At 64.1% G+C, this 20,367-nt stretch carries 20 protein-coding genes and 1 riboswitch; of the genes, 2 read left to right on the plus strand and 18 right to left on the minus strand.

The features are described from left to right. Positions 1–95 precede the first annotated feature (95 nt). Positions 96–1,076 (plus strand): tRNA glutamyl-Q(34) synthetase GluQRS, encoded by a 981-nt coding sequence (gene gluQRS, locus PACILC2_RS04705; protein ID WP_213527811.1) that lies wholly within the window; start codon positions 96–98, stop codon positions 1,074–1,076. A gap of 135 nt (positions 1,077–1,211) precedes the next feature. Here gluQRS and PACILC2_RS28440 read toward each other — a convergent pair whose 3' ends face one another. From PACILC2_RS28440 to PACILC2_RS04735, 7 genes are all read right to left on the minus strand, one after another. Then, complete coding sequence (locus PACILC2_RS28440; protein ID WP_372447048.1) at positions 1,212–1,340, minus strand: adenosylcobinamide-GDP ribazoletransferase; 129 nt, start codon at positions 1,338–1,340, stop codon at positions 1,212–1,214. Further along, a complete protein-coding gene (gene cobS / locus PACILC2_RS04710) occupies positions 1,337–2,017 on the minus strand; it encodes an adenosylcobinamide-GDP ribazoletransferase (RefSeq protein ID WP_307860359.1) in 681 nt (226 codons plus the stop codon). Before cobS ends, PACILC2_RS28440 begins: the two co-directional genes overlap by 4 nt. A 107-nt stretch (positions 2,018–2,124) precedes the next feature. After that, the gene (cobU, locus tag PACILC2_RS04715; protein ID WP_213527786.1) at positions 2,125–2,736 is read right to left on the minus strand and encodes a bifunctional adenosylcobinamide kinase/adenosylcobinamide-phosphate guanylyltransferase; all 612 of its coding nucleotides are present in this window, start codon (positions 2,734–2,736) and stop codon (positions 2,125–2,127) included. 6 nt (positions 2,737–2,742) lie between these two features. Next, complete coding sequence (gene cobT, locus PACILC2_RS04720) at positions 2,743–3,795, minus strand: nicotinate-nucleotide--dimethylbenzimidazole phosphoribosyltransferase (RefSeq protein ID WP_213527813.1); 1,053 nt, start codon at positions 3,793–3,795, stop codon at positions 2,743–2,745. Between the two features lie 30 nt (positions 3,796–3,825). Continuing rightward, positions 3,826–4,605 (minus strand): ABC transporter ATP-binding protein, encoded by a 780-nt coding sequence (locus tag PACILC2_RS04725; protein WP_213527788.1) that lies wholly within the window; start codon positions 4,603–4,605, stop codon positions 3,826–3,828. Next, positions 4,602–5,639 (minus strand): FecCD family ABC transporter permease, encoded by a 1,038-nt coding sequence (locus tag PACILC2_RS04730; RefSeq protein ID WP_213527790.1) that lies wholly within the window; start codon positions 5,637–5,639, stop codon positions 4,602–4,604. Before PACILC2_RS04730 ends, PACILC2_RS04725 begins: the two co-directional genes overlap by 4 nt. Positions 5,640–5,644: 5 nt before the next feature. Next, positions 5,645–6,613, minus strand: a complete 969-nt coding sequence (locus PACILC2_RS04735; protein ID WP_213527791.1) for an ABC transporter substrate-binding protein — start codon at positions 6,611–6,613, stop codon at positions 5,645–5,647. 320 nt (positions 6,614–6,933) lie between these two features. Continuing rightward, positions 6,934–7,163: riboswitch (cobalamin riboswitch) on the minus strand. A 197-nt stretch (positions 7,164–7,360) separates the two neighbouring features. On the opposite strand from PACILC2_RS04735, the gene PACILC2_RS04740 reads away from it, so the two are divergent. After that, entirely contained in the window at positions 7,361–7,801 is a 441-nt protein-coding gene (locus PACILC2_RS04740; protein WP_213527793.1) for a FixH family protein, read from the plus strand. A 254-nt stretch (positions 7,802–8,055) separates the two neighbouring features. Here the strand turns inward: PACILC2_RS04740 and PACILC2_RS04745 are convergent, their stop codons facing one another. The 11 genes from PACILC2_RS04745 to PACILC2_RS04795 form a co-directional block, all read right to left on the minus strand. Continuing rightward, on the minus strand, positions 8,056–8,739 hold the full coding sequence (locus PACILC2_RS04745) for a sulfite exporter TauE/SafE family protein (RefSeq protein WP_244863237.1): 684 nt from the start codon (positions 8,737–8,739) through the stop codon (positions 8,056–8,058). Then, the gene (locus PACILC2_RS04750) at positions 8,736–10,610 is read right to left on the minus strand and encodes a heavy metal translocating P-type ATPase (RefSeq protein WP_213527795.1); all 1,875 of its coding nucleotides are present in this window, start codon (positions 10,608–10,610) and stop codon (positions 8,736–8,738) included. The genes PACILC2_RS04745 and PACILC2_RS04750 overlap by 4 nt, the downstream gene beginning before the upstream one ends. Continuing rightward, entirely contained in the window at positions 10,592–10,999 is a 408-nt protein-coding gene (locus tag PACILC2_RS04755; protein ID WP_213527797.1) for a cation transporter, read from the minus strand. Before PACILC2_RS04755 ends, PACILC2_RS04750 begins: the two co-directional genes overlap by 19 nt. Before the next feature lie 977 nt (positions 11,000–11,976). Continuing rightward, positions 11,977–12,273, minus strand: a complete 297-nt coding sequence (locus PACILC2_RS04760) for a rhodanese-like domain-containing protein (protein WP_307860362.1) — start codon at positions 12,271–12,273, stop codon at positions 11,977–11,979. Continuing rightward, the gene (locus PACILC2_RS04765; RefSeq protein WP_213527799.1) at positions 12,270–12,674 is read right to left on the minus strand and encodes a DnaJ family domain-containing protein; all 405 of its coding nucleotides are present in this window, start codon (positions 12,672–12,674) and stop codon (positions 12,270–12,272) included. The genes PACILC2_RS04760 and PACILC2_RS04765 overlap by 4 nt, the downstream gene beginning before the upstream one ends. A 983-nt stretch (positions 12,675–13,657) precedes the next feature. Beyond that, complete coding sequence (locus tag PACILC2_RS04770; protein WP_213527801.1) at positions 13,658–16,027, minus strand: VWA domain-containing protein; 2,370 nt, start codon at positions 16,025–16,027, stop codon at positions 13,658–13,660. Next, positions 16,011–18,047, minus strand: coding sequence for a vWA domain-containing protein (locus tag PACILC2_RS04775; RefSeq protein WP_213527803.1), 2,037 nt, complete (start codon positions 18,045–18,047; stop codon positions 16,011–16,013). The genes PACILC2_RS04770 and PACILC2_RS04775 overlap by 17 nt, the downstream gene beginning before the upstream one ends. Positions 18,048–18,098: 51 nt before the next feature. Further along, complete coding sequence (locus PACILC2_RS29830; RefSeq protein ID WP_213527805.1) at positions 18,099–18,362, minus strand: hypothetical protein; 264 nt, start codon at positions 18,360–18,362, stop codon at positions 18,099–18,101. Continuing rightward, positions 18,323–19,042 (minus strand): DUF58 domain-containing protein, encoded by a 720-nt coding sequence (locus tag PACILC2_RS29835; RefSeq protein ID WP_213527807.1) that lies wholly within the window; start codon positions 19,040–19,042, stop codon positions 18,323–18,325. The genes PACILC2_RS29830 and PACILC2_RS29835 overlap by 40 nt, the downstream gene beginning before the upstream one ends. Further along, positions 19,039–20,028, minus strand: coding sequence for an AAA family ATPase (locus PACILC2_RS04790; RefSeq protein WP_213527809.1), 990 nt, complete (start codon positions 20,026–20,028; stop codon positions 19,039–19,041). Before PACILC2_RS04790 ends, PACILC2_RS29835 begins: the two co-directional genes overlap by 4 nt. Next, on the minus strand, positions 20,021–20,367 hold a 347-nt coding region (locus tag PACILC2_RS04795), incomplete at its 5' end, for a DUF8809 domain-containing protein (RefSeq protein ID WP_504739376.1). The genes PACILC2_RS04795 and PACILC2_RS04790, both read right to left, overlap by 8 nt.

Here is a 20,367-nt window from a genome sequence, read left to right on the forward strand (position 1 = left end):
CCAGCGAGCGCCATGTTATGATACAACCTGCCAAACGACGAAAACGCCCGACGGGCAGGAACGAAGATCCTGTCCGTTTTGCGGCAAACGAGGAGATGGTGACGATGACGGTGCGCGGACGATTCGCCCCAACCCCCTCGGGCTTTCTGCATATCGGCAACGCCCGTACGGCGCTGCTCGCGTGGCTTCAGGTCCGCAAGGCCGGCGGACAATTTCTGCTGCGCATGGAAGATATCGACAAGCCGCGCTCGCGGCCCGAATATGCGCGCCAAATTATCGACGACCTGCGCTGGCTCGGCCTGGACTGGGACGAAGGACCGGATGTCGGCGGACCGTTCGCTCCGTATGTGCAGAGCGAACGCGAAGCGCTGTATGAAGAAGCGCTGTCCAAGCTCGATGCGGCCGGATTGCTCTACCCTTGCTACTGCAGCCGGGCCGAACTGCAGGCGATCGCCAGCGCGCCTCACGGCCTTGCGTCCGAAGGTCCGGCATATCCGGGAACATGCCGCGAACTGACCGCCGCCGAACGCGAAGCGAGGGCGGCCCGCAAGCCCCCCTCGCTTCGTTTCATGACGGATAACGCGCCGATCTTTTTTGAAGATTTGGCCGCAGGACGGCAATCGTTTCCCGGCGGGCCGGGAGGTGATTTTATCGTCAAGCGGGCCGACGGCATTTTCAGCTATCAGCTGGCCGTCGTTGTAGACGATGCCGCCATGGGCATTACCGACGTGCTGCGCGGCAGCGATCTGCTCGATTCCACAGCGCGGCAGCTCGTCCTGTTCGAAGCGCTCGGACTTGCGCCGCCGCGTTACGCCCATGTGCCGCTGCTGAACGGTCCGGACGGCAGACGGCTGTCCAAGCGGCACGGAGCCGTCGCATTGGCCGCGCTGCGCAGCGCGGGAACGAGCGCTGAAAACCTCGTCGGCTATCTCGCCTATTGGAGCGGCCTGCTCGATCGGCCGGAGCCGGTCCGCGCCGAGGAGCTCATTCCCGGCTTCCGCCTTTCACGCGTACCGAAGCATCCGGTCGCCGTTTCGGCGGACGTGCTGGAGAGGCTTGGCGGGGGGAAAGGCTGAAAATCCGGAAGCGGCCGTCGAATCGCCGTTTCCCGCTGTTTCCCGCCGTGCCTTGCTGGCAGGCCGGCGACCGGTCGGCAAGCCCGAGCCGTATTCAGCATGAAAGCCGCCCCTGCCTGCGGAGCGGCTTCTTCCTCATTGCGTCCATAGCACGGCGATTGCAAACAGCAGCGCCGCTTCTACCGCCTCGTTGATCGCGCCGTATGTGTCCCCCGTCAGCCCGCCCAGCCGCCGGCACAGCCAGCCGGCCAGCAGCCAGCTCACGAGCGCCCCGGTCGCTGCGGCGGCGAGCAAAACAGAAGCGCGTCGGACAGCGGCCAGCCCGTCAGCCGGAATACCGGCAGCAGCAGCGCCGCCGCGACGATGAGCGCGCCAGCCGAATGGTGGCGGCCGGCATCGGCAAAATAGGCGGCCAGCCCTTCGTTCGGCCGGGCGGACGGCCAGCCCGCGATGGCGGCCCCCATCCATAAGCGGCTCAGCGCCGGAACGGCGATGAGGGCGGGGACGGCCGTTCTCCACGCGGGCGAAGCGACAAGCTCGGCCAGCACCGCGAACTTGAACAGCAGCAGCAAAACCGCCGCGATGACGCCCATCGCGCCGACGCGGCTGTCTTTCATAATGTCAAGCATCCGTTCGCGCGACCGCCCGCTGAACACGCCGTCGGCCGTATCCATCCAGCCGTCCAGATGGAGCCCTCCGCTCAATGCGACCCATAGGCCAAGGAGGATAACGGCCCCGGGCAGCGGCGGTACACCGATCCGGAGCAGATCGGCGCAGGCGGTAAGCAGCACCCCGATCAGCCAGCCCGCCGCCGGAAAATAGATAACGCTTCGCGCCAGCACCGGCCGCTCGAACGGCACCTGCCGCGGCACGGGCACCCGGGTTAAAAACTGTATGGCAGCAGCGAAACTTTGCGCGTGCCTCTTCACCAAATCGATCATGCCGAACAAGCACCCCCGTCAAAATCCGGCCTGCCGCGACGGCAGGTCGGATTCATGATCTGCAGACCGTTCGTCCATTTTCCTGGAATTGTCCCGCTCGGGTCATCCTATGTCTTTTCATCCGGGTTATCCCATTCTTCCAGCCGGAACGCCGCCGCTTTCAAGTCGATCGGGATGCCGGCCACGACGAGAAAGATGCGGCCGCATACCTCGGCAAGACGGCGATTTACACGGCCTGCCGCGTCGCGGAACTGCCGCCCGAGCGGATAGGCGGGAACGATACCGCTCCCGACTTCGTTCGTCACCAGAATAAGCGGAACCGCGCTTTGCCGCACGACAGCAGCCAGCTGCTCCGCGAGCGCCGCCAGCCGCTCCTCCGCTTCCGCCGCGCCCTCGCCGTCCGCCTCCAGCCGCAGCAGCCAGTTCGACAGCCACAGCGTCAGGCAGTCAACGAGCACGACCGTGTCCGGTTCGGCAGACCGGGTTATTTCGTCCAGTCTTTCGGCAAGCGCATACGGCACTTCGACGGTTTCCCACGGAAATCCGTCTTCGTCGCGCTGACGGCGATGACGCCGAATCCGTTCCGCCATTTCGTCGTCCAATGCCTGGGAGGTCGCGACATAGATGCCGCGGCGGCCGAGTCTGGCCGCCAGCCGCTCGGCGAACGAGCTTTTCCCGCTGCGCGCACCGCCGGTTACGAGCACCGTTTTGTTCTCCATGCCGCATCACCCCCTGCTGACGCCCGCGCTTTCGAATGTCGCCATCTCCTGCATCAGACGCAGCGATGCGTCGACCAGGTGAAGGCTGAGCACCGCGCCCGTCCCTTCGCCGAGCCGCATGTCGAGATGCGTCATCGGCGACAAGCCGATCGCTTCCAGCAGCGGGCCGTGGCCCTGTTCCCGGGAAAGATGGGAAGCGATCATATAATCGGCCGCCGCAGGGGCCAGCCGGACGGCCGCAAGCGCCGCTGCCGACGAAATATAGCCGTCGACAACAACCGGACGGCGGCACGAGGCGGCGCCGAGAATCGCTCCCGTCAAGGCGGCGATTTCCAGACCGCCTACCTTCGCCAGCACGTCGATCGGATCGGAGGCGTCCGGTTTGTTTCGTTCGATCGCCCTCCCGATGACGGCGGCTTTATGCTTCCGCCGCTCTTCGTCGATGCCGGTGCCGCTGCCGGCCGCGCGCTCCGGCGGCATTCCCGTCAGAACGGAAACGATCGCCGCGCTTGCCGTCGTATTGCCGATGCCCATTTCGCCGGTCACAAAAATGCCGTAGCCTTCCTCCGACAGCCCGGCGACGAGCTCCATCCCCGCCAGAACGGCGCGCAGCGCCTCTTCCCGCTCCATCGCGGGACCTGCGGCCATGTCGGCCGTTCCGCGGCGCACTTTGCGATCGATCAGACGGGGATGGGACAAATCCGCATTGACGCCGACATCGACGCAGAAGACGTCGGCTCCGGCCTGCCGCGCCAGCACGTTGACCGCCGCCCCTCCTTCGAGAAAGTTCAGCACCATCTGCGGCGTCACTTCGGGCGGAAAAGCGCTGACCCCTTCTTCGCAGACGCCGTGATCCGCCGCCATGATGAGCACCGCCCGGCGCGAAATGTCCGGCCACAGCTTGCCGGTCATCCCTGCAAGCCGCGCCGCCAGTTCCTCCAGCTTGCCGAGGCTGCCCGGAGGCTTGGTCAGCCGGTCGGAATGACGGCGCGCCGCCGCCGCGGCATCCTCGTCCGCAGGCCGAATCTGCGCGATGCGTTCGCGCAGCTGCCGTTCCATCTGCGTTACATTTTCACAGGTCACGAAAGATCATCCTTTCATCGTCTGCAGCAGCACCTGCGGCGCCCCGGTCCCGGGATGGGTGATAATGGCTGCTTCCGTGCCGTATACCCGCTTCAGCATATCGGCCGTCAACACTTCGGACGGCGTTCCGAACGCGACAACCTTCCCTTCGTGCAAAACGAGCAAATCGTCGCAATAAAGCGCGGCCAAATTCAGATCGTGCAGCGCCGCGACCGCCGTCAGCCCCCGGCTGCGCTGCCATCTGCGCACGGTGTCGAGCAGTTGCACCTGGTAGCCGATATCGAGATAAGTGGTCGGCTCGTCGAGCAGCAGCAGGCGCGGCTGCTGCACCATCGCCTTGGCCAGCGCCACCCGCTGGCGCTCGCCTCCGCTCAGCTGATCCATCCGCCGGTTTTGCAGGCCGAGAAGGCCCATCGTCTCGAGCGCCTCGTCGATAAGCGCGGACGGGTCCTCCTTCTCCTCTCCCAGCCAGTTTTGAAACGGATAGCGTCCCATCGCGACGATTTCCCGTACCGTAAACCCGGCCGGGGGCAGGCCGCCCTGCTGCAGCATTGCGATCCAGCGCGCCGCTTCCTTGCGCGAGTAGCGGTCGGATCTTCTGCCGTCCAGCAGCAGTTCTCCCTCATCCGGCGTCTCAACGGCGGAAATGAGCCTGAGCAGCGTCGACTTGCCGGCGCCGTTCGGACCGATGATGCCGTGCAGCCCGCCGCCCGCGAGCGAGAAGCTGAGCTCCTTCAGCACCTGGACGCCTTGCAGCCGGTAACTGACGTTTCGCGCTTCGATCATGAAGCTCCCCCCTGCAGCATTTTGCGTCGGTAGAGCAGGTAAGCGAAGAACGGCGCGCCGATCAGCGCCGTGACGACGCCGAGCTGAATTTCGCGCGGGCTGAGCGCCGTGCGCGCAAGCGTATCGGCCCACAGGACGAAGATGCCGCCGCCGATGGCGGACAGCGGAATGAGCACCCGGTAATCCGGCCCGACGAGAAGCCGCAGCAAGTGGGGAACGACAAGGCCGACGAAGCCGACGACGCCGGAGACGGACACGGCGGCGGCCGTCAGCAGCGTGGACGTCAGCAATACGACCAGCTTCGTCCGCTCGACCCGCACGCCCAAATGCGCCGCGTGGCGTTCGCCGAGAACGAACAGATTAAGCGGCTGGCCGTACAAAATGAGAACCGGCAGGCAGACGGCGAGAAACGGCACGAGCAGATAGACATACTCCCAACTGCGCATCGCCAGACTGCCCATAATCCAGAACAAAATCTGATTGACAGTATCCTGCGACAGCGATACCATGAACGACACGAACGCCCCGAAAAACGCCTGCAGGACGACGCCCGACAAAATGAGCGTTTCGACCGCCATCGCTCCTTTCGTACGCGCGAGCCAGAACACGGCGGCGAGCGTCAGCGTTCCCGTCGTAAAAGCGACAGCCGGAATCGTCCAGATTCCGAATGCCGTCTGCAGACCGAGCAGAATGAGAAACGCCGCGCCTACCGAGCTTCCGGACGCGACGCCGAGCGTATACGGATCGGCCAGCGGGTTGCGGAGAACGCCTTGAAAGCCCGCCCCGGCAAGGGCCAGACAGGCGCCGACGAGAATCGCCAGCAGCACCCGGGAGAGCCGGATTTCCGTCACGATCGCCATTTCGCCTTCCGACCACGTTCCGCCCCCGAACTCAAGACCGGTGAACCGGTACAGCAAAATGCTCCATACATCGCGCAGCGAAATGCCTGCCGAGCCGATGGACAGGCTGACGACGACGGAAACGGCAAGGAGGAGTACGCCGACTCCTCCGTATACCAGCAATTTGCGTTTCATGTTGTTTACGAGAACAGGTCGGGATGAATCGCCTTCGCCAGCTCCAGCAATCCGTCGGCCAGTCTCGGCCCGACCCGCACGAGCGGATCTTGCGGGACTTCATAAAGCCGATCATGCTTGACGGCGTCGATCGCATCCCAGCCGGGGCGGCTCTCGATGCCTTCCAGTATCGGGTTCGGCTCAACATTCAAATCGGGATAGATAATAATTTCCGGATTCTGCTGCACGACGCTTTCGGGCGTAATTTCGAACCAGCCCGGCTGATCGCCCGCCACGTTGACGCCGCCGGCAATCGTCAGCAGCTCGTCCAGAAACTCGCCCTTGCCGACCGACCAGCCCGGCGAAAATTCCAGATAGACCTTCGGACGCGGCGCATCTTTTACCGCTTCGGCCACTTGCTCCTTCACTTCGCGCATGTGCGCGGCAACCTCGCCGGCCTGCTCCTGGGCGTCCACGATTTCGCCGATTTGTTCGATTTTCGCGATGACTTCATCATACGTTTTCGGATCGGTCGCGTAAACCTTCAAGTCAAGCTTGCGGAGCTGCTCGATCGCCTGACCGTTCATCCCCGAGGAAGCGACGACCAGATCCGGATTCAGCGCCGCAACCGCTTCGATATTCGTCGTCATGTCGCCGATCTTCGGCTTGTCCAGCGCTTCTTCCGGATAATTGCTGAACTCGTCCACCCCGACGACCCGGTCCCCGGCGCCGATCGCGTACAAAATTTCCGTTTCGCTCGGTGCGAGTGTTACGATTTTCTCCGGCGCTTGCTCAAACGTCAGCTCTGTTCCGGTACCGTCCGTCACCGTGAGCGGATAAACGGTCGCCTGGGCGCTTTCTTCCTCTTCAGCCGGCGCCTCCTGTCCCTCTCCGGCTTGTCCGTTCGTCGATTCCCCGGCGTTCTGCGTCTCGCTTTGCGTCTCGTTCTGCTCCGTGCCCGCAACCTCCGGCGCGTTTTGCCGGTCTGGCCGCAAGCGCCCAAAACGAGCATTGCGGCGACGGCCAGCAGCGTAAGCCAGCGGGCAAACGATGTGTTACCTGTTTTCAGCATGCTTCCTTCACTCCGATACCCAAATTAATGTCCGATGCTTGAAAATAATGACCGTGATTCACGACCGCAAACCATCTTGCGGGGATTGCTGCCGATAGCTCCGGCTAAAATAAAAGCATTCCCGACAACATGTGTCAGAAATGCTTTCTGTCCGGCTTTCAGCGCCCACGGCGTCCGAGCTGCCGCATCGCGCAAACGGCAAGCCGCTCCGATTTCCAACACCTCCCTAAATCCACGTAGGTTTCAGCGTCGATAAAACAGGCAGGTCTCCTGACTCGAAGCTTGACCGCATTCACAGCCTTCCCGGATCGGCCGATCCAGTGGCGCGAAAATTGAATGCGATTGCCGCATCCGCTAGCGGGGCGGCGCTTCTTACAGTGGCGGGTCCGTGCCGGATTTGCACCGGTCTTCCCTATTAAGCCTGGAAACGTCCGGAGCGGGGAATCGCGTTCGCCCTTTCCGGCCTTTCCGGCACCTGTTTCTCCATATATGCAATTTTTGCATTAAACGCAGTAGTAACTATATCACGACGCATGCGGAATGTCTATCCTCTTTTCACCGGCTATGCGCTCTGCGGGAATATCCGCGCCGAAGCCGGCATACGTAACTGGTAACGGCCGGATTGGGCGTATTTTGTCCGGTTCATCGGCGAACAGGAGGGCAATCTCGTATGGGTTTGGACAGACGCAAATCCCGCTATTGTCGGTGGGCGGCGGGCATACTCGCCGGGACGGCGCTGCTGATCGGAGCGGTCTGTTACGCCGGCGCCGGAGACGAACCGGTCCCGGCGGCGACGACGCATATCGGCGACGGCTGGCAGGCGGAATGGACGATCGGCCCGTATCCGGCAAAGGCGCTTCAAGAAAGCCGCTTTACCGTCAAGCTAGCCGATGCGGACGGGCGGCCGATTCGCTCGGCCGACGTTTCCGCCGAACTGGATATGCGGCATATGGGCTGCGGAACCGTTTCATTCCGGTTGAAGGAAACGGCTCCCGGCGTCTATGAAGGAACCGGCTATGCGCTGATGCCGGGGACTTGGGAAGCGAGTCTGACGGTTGACGCGGCAGACCGCTCGTTCGACGTGAACCGGCAGTTCGCAGCCGTCCGGTAACGAAGAAGCGAGCGCGTTGCTCTTGGCCGCATTGCCTGGTCGTGCTGCCTGGCTGCGTTGCTTAACGCTGCCTGGTTTGCTTAACGCTGTCTGGCTGCGTTGCTGGTCGCGTTGCTTGGCCGTGTTGTCTGGACGCGTTGTCTCGCGCAGCTCGACAAACACGCACGGATATGGGCCGTCGGCGAGAAGCGCGTCTTTTTTACGGCGCGCTTCCTTGCGCTGATGGCGGAGCCGGGAATCGTCCCGGCTTTTCGCTACCACAGCCACGGCGTCAAGGTCGGCACGACGCCGTTCGCCGCCAGCCCGCGCATGATGGACAGTGTGCCGACGATGACGGCGGCTGCCGTCGCCCCGTACCGCATCATCCGTCGCCAGCGCTTGCCGGCGTATGAAGCCAGCCACCCCGCCGCGGCAAGCGCGGGGAACGTCGACAGGCCGAACAGCCCCATCACCAGCGCTCCTTGCCACCATACCCCCGAAGCGGCCGCGTTCATCTGCATCGCATACGTCAGCCCGCAGGGCAGAAAACCGAAGGCGAACCCGGTGGCCAGCAGATGCGCGTCTTCAGCCGCCGACCGCCGTGTTTTCCCGCCTGGGCGAAGCCGCCGCGACAAAAAGCCCGAAACCCGCCGCAGCAGCGGCAGCTGAAATTTTCGCCACAGCCACAGCAGAACGAAGCAGCCGCCGACGATCGACGCGGCGCCCTGAACGCCGGCAAGCCGGCCCGCCAGATCCAGAAAAGATCCCGCCGCGCCCATTGCGGCGCCGAGGAGCGTATACGAGAAAACACGGCCGCCGTTATACAGCAGCAGCACGCGGCGCGCCGACGCCGAGGACTGGAGCGCGACCGACGAAACGATGCCGCCGCACATGCCGATGCAATGCGGCGCGCTGAACAGGCCGGTCAGCATGACGCTCCCCCATTGCGCCGCGTTCACGGGCGTTCCTTCCCGGCCAGTCGTGCAAGCCGGGGACCGAGCCGGAGCGCGTTGCCGACGACGGATACCGAGCTCAGCGCCATGGCGGTGCCGGCCATCCAAGGCTTGAGCATGCCGCAAGCGGCAAACGGGATGATAACCGCGTTGTACGCGAAAGCGAACGCCAGATTTTGGCGGATGTTGCGCATCGTCAGCCGGCTGATCGCCAGCGCGTCGCCGATGCCGGTAAGCTGCGACCGCAGCAGCGCGATATGTCCGGCCCCCATCGCCGCATCCGTGCCGTCGCCCATCGCGAATCCGACATCGGCGGCCGCCAGCGCCGGCGCATCGTTCCAGCCGTCGCCGGCCATGCCGACGCGCCGGCCTTCCGCCCGCAGTTGCTCGATCAGCCGCAGCTTCTGAGCGGGCAGCATCGAATGGCGGACATCCGCGATGCCCGCTTCCCGGGCCGCCGCCAGTGCAGGAGCTTCGCGGTCGCCGGTGGCGAGCACGACCGCAAGTCCCGATCGCCGCAGCCGGCGCACCGCGCCGCGGGATGACGGCCTGACCGGATCGGCAAAGGCGAGCGCTCCGACCGCTATCCCGTTCTCGGCCGCATACAGCACCGTCTCGCCGCTCCGCTCCCTCTCGGCCGCAAAGGCGGCAATGCGCTCGTCTTTCGCCCATCCCTGCTCGTCGGCCATGGCGGCATTGCCGACGGCGAACCGCCGGCCGTCCACCGCCGCCTCTACACCCCGCCCCGGCAGGAAGCTCGCGCCCGCGGGCTTGGGCGGTACGAGGCCGGCGGCGGCTGCCGCCTCGCGAATCGCCCTGGCAAGAGGGTGCGCGGAGTCCGCTTCCGCCGCCGCCGCATTGCGGAGCAGCGCGGAACGGGAGCCTTGAACAGCCAGCATGCCGGTCAAGCGGGGCTTGCCCTCGGTGACCGTTCCCGTTTTGTCGACGACGATGGCGTCCAGTAGCGCCAGCCGCTCCAGCGCGCCCGCTTCCTTCACGACGACGCCCTGCCGGGCCAGCTTGCCGGAAGCGATCACAAGAGAAATCGGCGTCGCCAGGCCGAGCGCGCACGGACAAGCGGCCAGCAGTACGGCCAGCGCGCTCATCATCGCCCGTTCGCCGTCGCCGGGCGCGAGCCAGACATACCATGCGGCGAACGTCGCCGTCGCCAACATCATCATGAGCGGCACGAACCAGCCGGCCAATTGGTCGACCTTGCGCTGAATCGTCGTCTTCGAGGATTGCGCCTGGCGGACGAGCGCATAAATCCGGCTGACCATCGTCGCTCCGCCAGCCGCCCGCGCGCGGATGCGCAGCTGACCGGAAGCGAGCGTCGTACCGGCCCATACGGGGTCGCCCGGCGCTTTGTCCACGGGCAAGCTTTCGCCGGTCAGCATCGCCTCGACGACGCTCGCTTCGCCTTGCGTCACGATACCGTCGACGGGAAGCGGCTCTCCTTCCCGGACCAGCACATCGTCTCCCGGCCGCACTTGATCGGCGGGAAGGCGGAGCTCTTGTCCGGCGCGAATGACCGTCGCTTGCGATGCCGCCGTTCCGCCGCTTCCCCCCGCCTCGCGCAGCGCGCGGACCGCGGCCGAAGACTCCAGCAGCTTGCCGAGCAGCACGGCCGTAATGACGACAGCCGACGTCTCGAAGTAGAGCGGCTGCTCCGCTCCGCCGCTTGCGGCGCCGCGAAACAGCGTGTAATGGCTGTGCAGAAAAGCGGCCGACGTGCCGACCGCCACCAGCACATCCATATTGAACACTTTCTCCCGAATGGCGTTGTACGCGCCGAAATAAAACGGCAATCCGACAACGAACTGTACGATCGCAGCCGCCCCTAGCTGAAACCACCCATTCATGAACAGCGCCGGCACCGGCATGTCCTGCAAAACGAATAATGATGGGCCATCGCCCACATCAACGGAAGCGTAAGCGCGGCCGATACGGCGAATCGAAGCCGCAGCGCGGCCGTTTCCCGCTCCGGATCGTCCTGATCCGGCGGGGCGGCTTCGAAACCGAGCTCCCGTATCCGGTCGACGATCCGTTCCGCTGTGGCCGTGTCCGGAGCATAACTGATCCACGCCGTCCGGGCGGCATAGCTGACCGAAACCCGGTATACGCCCGGCAGCCTGCCGACCGCCTTCTCGATGCGGGCGGCGCAAGCGGTGCAGCTCATCCCCTGTATGCGCAAATCGAGCGATTCGCTCATCCTTTCCGGCCCGATCGATCCGTACGATAGTTTCCGGTATGCTTCGTCGTTCAATTTCTCCCCGCCTTCCTGACCGCGTCATAACCGTTCTACGCTCATATATATGGCGGATAAGCCGTTCGCATGCCGGAGGCAAGAGAGGCTGAAGCTCCGAAGTTATTCTATTATGGCCGCGGTCCCGTTAACGTTCTGCAGTCTCGCTCTTGTTTTGTAACTTTTGTAGCCTCGTTATCGTTTTGTAGCTTTTGTAGCCTCGTTGTCGTTTTGTAGCTTTTGTAGCCTCGTTGTCGTTTTGTAGCCTCGTTATCGTTTTGCCACCTCACTATCGTTTTGCCACCTCGCTCGTTTTCTCTTCCCGAAATCCATTCCTCCTTCGCTCGAATTTTAACCATCCTTTCGGGTGTTCAGGCTGATTTAAATGCACTTTGTGCAACTAACCGCCGCTGTAGCTTCTTTTTCAGCCATTTCATTGCACAACGTGCAACTAAAATCGAATTTGTGCCCACCTTTCGGATGTTCCGGCCAAAATAATTGCACTTTGTGCAACCAACCGCCGCTGTAGCTTCTTTTTCAGCCATTTCATTGCACAACGTGCAACTAAAATCGAATTTGTGCCCACCTTTCGGACGTTCCGGCCGAAGTAATTGCACTTTGTGCAACCAACCGCCGCTGTAGCTTCTTTTTCAGCCATTTCATTGCACATCGTGCAGCTAAAATCGAATTTGTGCCCCTCTTTCGGACGTTCCGGCCGAAATAATTGCACTTTGTGCAACCAACCGCCGCTGTAGCTTCTTTTTCGGCCATTTCATTGCACAACGTGCAACTAAAATGAACTCGAAATACTTTTTCACAGGCAACCGCGACATTCCTCAGTCTCCATGCAAATGCGGAATTGAGCGGAATTGTCCGCTTCGTTACACGCATCGGGCCGAAGCTGTCCAGACCCCGGGGTTTGCACTATCAGATGCAAAAAAAGATATGTCCGGCATCACAGCCAGACATATCCGTTAAACGTTAATTTGCCCCTCTCGTTACAGGACCTTGCCAGGCCAACATGCCGCCCTCCACATTGACGACAGGATAACCCAGCTCATGCAAAAGTCGCAAGCTTTGCCGCTGCGGTTGCCGCTCCGGCAGATGAGAACGATCGGCTCTTCGCCCGATTTGCATTCCTCGTAGCGTTCGGCCAGCTGGGACAGCGGAATATGTCGGGCTTCCGCAATATGGCCTTCTTCCCATTCCTCCTGCTCGCGCACGTCGATCAGGTTGATTTTCTCCCCTTGCTCCAGCTTGCGCTGCAATTCGTCGGTCGTCCATTTCGGGATCATGTCTGATCCGCTCCTTCCAGTCGCTCTCGAATTTGTTTTTCATATTGTCCGAACGCCGCTAGGCTTCCCCAGCCTCTCTGCTCCCCGAGCAGGCGAAGCCGGAGACGCTTTTCGCTCAGCTGCTTGCTCAGTTTCCGGCGTTCGTCGTCTTGCTCGCACATGGCGATCAGATCCTGCAGCGCGATCAGCTCTTTGGCCAGCTGCACCTCTTCCGGAACGTAACCGGAATTTTTGAGCAGCTTGTAGCCGACCCGAAGCTCTTCCGGAATATGGGACAGGTCTTCCAATTCGAGCGGTTTGCCCGCGCCTTGCAGGTTGTCGAACTCGCCTTTTCGCCTTGCTTCGGCAATTCGTTCCTCGACCAGCTGGGAAAAAAGTCCACCGTAGCCGCCTCCTTGCACATTGCATCCATTTCGCAAATGTTTCCGTTTCAGGGTTTTCAGGCTGAATACGTCCCCCGGTTCACAACGTCATTGTACCGTTAGCGCGGCTGCCATGTCCAGCCGCCGCGGGCGATCCGGCATCGGACCGGCAACAACGGCGTACCGACGCCGTGCGAAGCCAGCCTGCGAGGTCTGGCCGGCAAGCGAGCTCCGGCCTCGGGGCCCTTGGCGTTCGAAGCCCGGCCTGCATGTCCGGTGCGCATCGCGGCGCTGCGTGGCGGCGATCATTGATCGAGCCGACAACGAGCCGCGCTTTCCGCTTCGCGGTTTCGGCGGAACCCGGCACAATGCGGCCATTCGAACCGCACAAGCCGAAACGGCCGCAGCGCGATCAGCGCTGCGACCGTTTCTTCGCGGCGAGCAGCCGGCTCATCGTGCTGCCGGCGTCGGCTTCCGCCCCGTCATCGCGGGGCGGCGCATCCGGCGGCGCGGAGCGAGCCGACTCCGGACGGGAGCCGGGGGAGTTCCCCGGCACCGCCGGTGCGGCAGCCCGCGCCGCCGCTGGCGGGCTGCCCGCCGCCGTATCGTGCGGCGGCGGCACCGTATCCGCCGGCGGAGCGGCAGCGGCCTGCGGCGTCGCCTTCTCCGCCGCAGTCCCCCCGCCGCAGCGCGCGCGCCGCCGGGCGGCTTCCCGGACGCGGGCGCATAAAACTCGCCCGCGTCCCGTTTGCGCCGCGCCAGCCGCGTCATCGCCGCGGCGGCGCTTCCGCCGGCTGCCGGCTTCTGCCCGGCCGCCGAGCGCCTGCCCGGCGCAAGGCCGGCGAGCGCGGCCGCCAGTCGGCGCCAAGGCAGCGACACGCGGCGCAGCGCGATGTCGCACAGCCACAGCAGCAGCGCGGCGATCAGCAGCGCGCGCCTGATGTCTGTCGTGAGCCGGGTAACCGCCGGCTCCGCTTGAAAAGCTTCCTCGGGACGCTCCGGGTCGAGCACCCGTCCGCCCGTCAGCTCCGCCACCCGCTCCAGCTTCGCCGCGCCGTCGCCTCCGGCGATCCGGTACTCCGGCGAATACGGAACGACGAAGCCGGTCGTCGTTCCGCCTTCCTCCGAGCCGATGCGGACGAGGTAAGCGCCAGGCTCCGCATGCGGAAGGACGGCCTCGTATTCGCCCGGAGCCGTGGCCACAAGGCGCAGCGACATTTCCGTTCCCGCTTCGCCCGACACCGTCGCATCGAGCGTGCCGCCGCCGCTCTCCGTCTGCCCTTCGGCGACGATAGCGAGACGGGCTTTCCCGCCTTCCGCCTGCACCGATACTTCGTACGGAGAGCTGTAAACTGCGGAAATGTCCATTTGACCCATTGAACGAACGTTTCCGGAAACCCGGACCAACCGATCCAGCCGCTCGACCATTGGCCCGTCAGATCGCTCGTCCAGGCGACCGACCTCCCCGAGCCGTACTGCCATCGCGCCAGCAGCGGATCGCCTTCCGGCGTCAGCAGGGCGACTTCCGCCGTCTCTTTCGCCGTCGTTGCGATATAAGCGTCGACAGCCGGCAGCCCCGAACTGAACAGCGGCGCCCAATCCCCCGCCTGCCCGACCGCCGGCGTAAACGTCCACTCGACGATGTACGTTCGGGACATCATCGCCGTCTCCCTGCTGAAAATGGCGGGCAGCGTGCTTTGGTCATTCGTAAAATAGTAGCGGCCTTTCCCCTGATTGGCCAGCGACTCCAGCAGCTGCGTATCGGCGCCGTCGCCGACCGCCACTGTGGACAGCGTCATGTTCGCATCTGCGATCCGCTTCGTCAGCGCGCCGTAATCCGGCGCCGTGGAAGACTGTCCGTCCGTCAGCAAAATAATATGCTTCCGCTGCGCGTCCACCTGCCGCAGCTTGCCGTAACCTTCCGCAAGCGCCGTATAGATTTCGGTGCCGCCATCAGGCTGAATGCCCTGGATGCGCGACAGCACGTCGTCCCGATCCGTCAGCCTGGTCGGCTCCACGACCCACCACGGCGTATGATCGAAGGCGAGAACGCCGACCGTGTCCTGATCGCGCAGCAGCTCGACCGTACGCATCGCCGCCTCCTTGGCCAGCTCCAGCTTCCCGTCGCTCATACTGCCCGATCTGTCGATGATAAGTACAAGACCGAGAGAAGGAATTTGCCGCTTGCCCTGCAGATCCATATAAACCGGCAGCGCCTCCTCGATCGGCGTTTTGAAATATCCGCCCAACCCGTAGCTGTCCTGCCCACCGACCTTGACGAGACCGACGCCGAAATCGCCAACAGCCCGGGCGATCCACTGCATCGGCTTCTCCCCGATGCGCGTGGCGGGAACATTATTCAACACGATGCTGTCATATTTGGCGTAATCGGCCAATTCGAGCGGCAGCCGTTCGGGCGGGATGACGTCGCTGGCAATGAGCGAACCGGACAGCGCCGAAACGAGGTTGGCCGACGAGCCTTCTTCCCCTTCCACGATCAGCACCGCCGGAGGTCCGCTCACCCGGCTGAACGCATAGGCGGCGTTGTTGGCCGGCTGCTCGTCGTCCGCCGCATACAGCTCCGCGCGGAACCGGTGAAAGCCCGGTTCCTTCGCCATCGTCCGGATAACAAACCGGTTCGCGCCTTGCTCCAGCTCGACTTCACTGCGGGCAAGCTCCGTGTCGTCGGCATAAATCCGAAGCTCCGCCGGGCCGGCGAAGGTGCTCGCCACTTGCAATTCGATCGTAAACGACTCGCCCTGGCGCAGCGACTTCGGCACCTTCATCTCTTCCAGCGCAGCGTCGGTCCGCTGCTTCGGCGCTGCCGGCAGCACATCGACCGCAATGCCCCGATCCTTCAGCAGCCGCGCCTGGCGCATCAGATCGCCCGCATTCTCCTCCCCGTCCGACAAAAGCACGATGCGGCCGCCTTCCTCCGGCAGCATGCCCGACGCCATCTGCAGCGCACGGGAAAGATCGGTAAACCGGCCGTCGATTTGCGCCCGGAACGAAAAACGCCCCTCGTCCAGGAGCCCGTCCGGCGACAACGTCCGCTCCACGGCGGCATCAAGCCCCGCGCCGACGACGCCCGCCTCATCACGTTCTCCCTTGGCGGCAATCGCCTTGGCAATCCAAGCTCCGGCGAATGCGTCGGCGTCGAGACTGGCCGAACGGTCGGCAACGAAGACGATGTTGAGCCGCTTCTGCGTTACATACGGCTGAACGCCCGCTGCGACCGCAATCAGCAACAGGAGGATGAATGCCCGCATCCCGATAGCAGCCGCCTTGCGGCCGCCCGTCAGCCTGACCGTCGAGCGCGCCGTCCACCAGATGAACGCCGCCCAAACCGGCAGCAAAAGCAGCGCCAACGGCTGATCAACCTGAACGCCCACGGCGGTACACCTCCCATTCCGCTGCAAGGAGCAATAGCAGCGCCAATGCCGCCCACGGTGCAAGCGAAGCGCCCTGTGCGAATGCCGGCTTAGCGGCGGGGCCCGCCTCCGCGGCATTGCCGTCCGGCGCAGCGGACGATCCTTCGGCCCGTCCTTCCGCTGCGCGGCTTACCCGCAAGGACGAACCGGCCAGGCTTTCCCTCGGATCGGCCGTTATCGCCAAAAAGCGGCCGGACAGCTCCCGCCCGTCCATATCCGTCTCCACAAAACGGTACAGCCCCGGTACGGCCGGGACGGTCTGCGTGCCGGAAAGACGTCCTTCCGTCCGGTCCGCTGCCCGTTCCTCCGCTTCGTCCTCTGCAACTGCCGTTTCGACCGGAACAAAACGCGCATCGTCGGCGTCCGGCGAAAGCGGCACTTCAATCGTCCCCCCTGCCACGGCAACGCCGAGCTGCCGCCGATCTCCGCCGCCCATCCATTCCGCCGCCTGCATAACCAGAATCGGAAATTCCGGGCGAAGCGGTAGATCGGTGTCGCTCAAGCTGAACGAAAACGTCAGCATCGGCCGACCGTCCCGGATGTCCGCATAGATGGCGGGCAGGCCGCCATAGGTCACGATCGGCTCGCCCCAGCCGCGGGCGCCGTCTCCCGTAACGATCCGGCCGATATGCGTCTCTTCGAACGTCGTATACCGCGTCACCTCATGCGGCTTCAGCTTCACCTCGCCGCCGGAAGGCGTCCTCGCCACCGTGCCTTCCGGCGGCGCATCCGCATCGACGATGCGCCATACCGGCTTCGCGTCCAAGAGCTGCCGCCATGCCGCCGACCGAATGTCTTCGTCGGACACGCCGTCGAGCACGACCCAATCCACCGCTTTCACCGTTTCCGCATCCGGCTCGAACGACGACGCGTTCGCCTTGATCGTGCGCGCCCCCGCAAGCTGCAGCGCCTTGTCGAGGAACAGATTGCCGCCGGTCACGAGCAGAACATTATGCGTCTGCGAAGCGGGCGGGAACTGGTAGGCGGTATCGTCCGCCGCGTAGACGTCCCGAGCCGAACGCAAGACCGCTTTGTAGTACGCCGCGTCAGGCAGCGAACCCAGCGTTACGCTTTTCCATTCTCCAGGCGGCACGGTCGTCTGTGCGCGGGCGACCGTGCCCTCCTTTCCTTCCGCGAACACTTCAAGCGTTACGTTGCGGGGAGCGCCGCTTTCGTTGCGAATCGTGACCAGTCCGCGATTGCCCGCTTTCCCTTCGGGCTCCGGTTTGATCCCGAAATGGGCGATCGACACATTGTTCCAGGCCGGCGGAGCGGAGCCTTTTTCCGTCCCGACATCGAACAAGCTGAACGGCGCGTGCAGCGCCAAGTCCTGAGATGACTCATCCAGCCATCTCCCGTCGCTGAACAGTACGATCTCGCCTTCTTCCTCCTCCCGCGCCAGCGAATCCGCCAGCGACAGCGCGGCGGCATCGTCGGTCACGCCGTAGACCGGTTCAAGCCGGCTGAGCGCATCGCGCAGAGCGCTTCGATCGGCGGTACGGGCTGCGAGCACTTCCGGCTGCGGACCTGTTCCGATCAGCGTCACTTCGCGGCCGGCGGGCTGGTCATCCAGCCACTGCCCGGCCAACTCGGCCGCCGCCTGCAGCATCGTACGGCCTCCGGCAGCGGAAGCGGTTCCGCTCCCTTCGTCCGCCGCGGCGTCTTGGGGAGCCAGCGCGCTCATGCTGGCCGAGCGGTCGATGACGATGACCGCGTGTCCGGCAGCCGTTCCCCCCTTCAAGAGAACCGGGTCGGTCAGCGCGAAAACGAGCAGAGCGGCGGCCAGCAGCTGAAGCAGCATGAGGAGGCGGCTCCGCAGTTTTTGCCACGGCCGGTTCGCTTCCTGCTCCCGCAGCGCTTTGCGCCAGAGCAGATGGCTCGGCACAATCGTATCGTCATACGTCCGCTTCAGCATGTACATGAGCGCGATAGCCGGCAGCGCCAGCGCGAACCATAGCGATGCGACGGATTGAAATTGCATCCTCCTCCCTCCTTTCCCGGTCTGCGAACCGACTTGTCGTCCATGCATGCGCTAGCCGCGCAGCAGCCCTGCCTCCCGGAACGACCGAAGCACCGTATCGGCAATCGGGCGCCCCGTATCGACGAACAGGTACGCGACACCGCGCTCCTCGCAGTATCGGCGAATCGTCTCGCAGTGCTGCCGGACCGCCTGGCGATACGAAGCGACGACGCTTCCGCCGATCGCCACTTCCTTGCCTGTTCCCGTCTCGCTGTCGATAAGCCGCAGTTCTCCGGTCAGCTGCGGATCGATCTCGGCCGGGGAGAGCAGCTGCACGTAAACAACGTCCTGACCTGCGGCCAGCAGCGCCCGGATCGTGTCTTCCAGCCCGCTCTCGTGCAGGCCGTCGGTAAACAGCCATGTCTGGCCGGACCGGCCGGGCAGCGCCGAAGGATGCCGGAACGCCGCATACAGATCGGAACCGCCGGCCGCTCCCGCCTCTCCTTCGAAATCGCCCCTGAGCGCCCCGTCCAAAAACGGAACAGCCGATGCGCCGCTCCTCTTCCCCGGCACATCGGCAGCTCGCGCACGATGCCGTCGGCGAACAGCCGCACCGCCGCACGATCGTCTCCCGCCAGCGCCGCATAGCCGACGCATGCCGCCAGCCTGAGCGCATAATCCAGCTTGCGTCCGCTCTCTTCGCCGAAGCGCATCGATGTCGAGACGTCGATGTACAGGCAGACGGAAAGCTCCTGCTCATCCCAATATTGGCGGACGAAAGCGCGTCCCGTCCGGCCGTATACGTTCCAGTCGATCCGGCGAATGTCATCGCCGGGCGCATAGGGACGGTAATCGGCAAATTCCAGCGAGCTGCCGAGCGCCCGCGAACGCCGCTTGCCCTGCATCGTCCCGCGAAACCGGCCTTTGGCCGGAAGGCTCATCCGCTCCAGCCGATACAGCACGGACATATCGGGAAACAGCCGTTCAAGTCCCGTCTCCCGCTCGCCGCCGCTCATCGCCGCGCCTCCGCCGCTTCCAGCGCCGCAAGGGCCAATTCGTCGCTTTTCATGCCCATCGCCTGCGCCTCGTAGCCCGGCACGATCCGGTGACGAAGCGCAGGCAGCGCCGCTTCGCGGATATCCTGCCACGAAACGTGAAGCCGGCCGGCGGCAAGAGCCCGCACTTTGGCGACGGAAACGATCGCCTGAACGGCCCGCGGTCCGGCGCCGTAACGAACGTAGCGCTTCACCTGCTCCGGCGCGTCCGCTTCGTCCGGATGCGTCGCCATGACCAGATCGACCGCCGCTTCCGCCATTTCGTCCGAAACCAGAATGTCTTTGGCGAGCGACTGCAGCTCCGTCAGCGCATCCGCATCCATAATCCGCTCGGCCCGCGGCTGGACGGGAGAAGTCGTCCGCACGACGATCTCCTTAAGCTCCTCGCGCGTCGGATACGAGACATCGATTTTGAGCAAAAAGCGGTCGAGCTGCGCCTCGGGCAGCGGATACGTGCCTTCCTGCTCGAGCGGATTTTGCGTCGCCAGCACAAAGAACGGACGGGGCAGCGGGTAAGTTGTTCCTCCGGCGGTAACGGTTTTTTCCTGCATCGCTTCCAGCAGCGCGCTCTGCGTTTTCGGCGTGGCCCGATTAATTTCATCCGCCAGCACGAGATTGCCGAATACCGGCCCCGGCTGGAAGCGGTAGCTCGTTTCCCCTTGACGGCCGAATTCCGCGAGCGTCGTGCCCGTAATATCGGCCGGCATCAGATCGGGCGTAAACTGGATGCGGGTAAACTTCAGGTCGACCGTATCGGCGACCGTTCGCACGAGCATTGTCTTTCCGAGACCGGGGATGCCTTCCAGCAGCGCATGGCCGCCGGCGAGCAAACACCAGAGAAGCTGCTCCACGACTGCCCGCTGTCCGACTATAACGCGGCCGATCTCCGCTTTCAACGAGGCGATCTTCTCGGCCGCCTGTTCCACTTGCGCTTTGGATTCAATCATCTGTGCTCCCCCTGTTCGCCTGCCGGCCCGGTTGTATTTCATCAAAATAATCCTGCACCCGCTGCTGCATCGTACCCGGCAGCGGCGTGCGGGTAAGCGCCTGTTTCGCCTCCGCGGCATATTCCGCGTACACTTCCTCGTACGGCCGGGTCATGCCGTCGACGGTCGGCGATTGGCCGCCCGTCTGCACGCTGCCGCCCGAAGCGGGACCGCCGTCCTGCTGCACATTGCCGGAACCTTGCATCGAGCGCGGCGTCGTCACCAGGCCGCGGCCTCCCGCGCCGGTTCCGCCCGCAAGACCGCCCTGCCCGCTTCCGCTGCCCGCACCTTGGCCGTTTC

Source organism: Paenibacillus cisolokensis (assembly GCF_018403665.1).
Lineage (GTDB): Bacteria > Bacillota > Bacilli > Paenibacillales > Paenibacillaceae > Paenibacillus_AH > Paenibacillus_AH cisolokensis.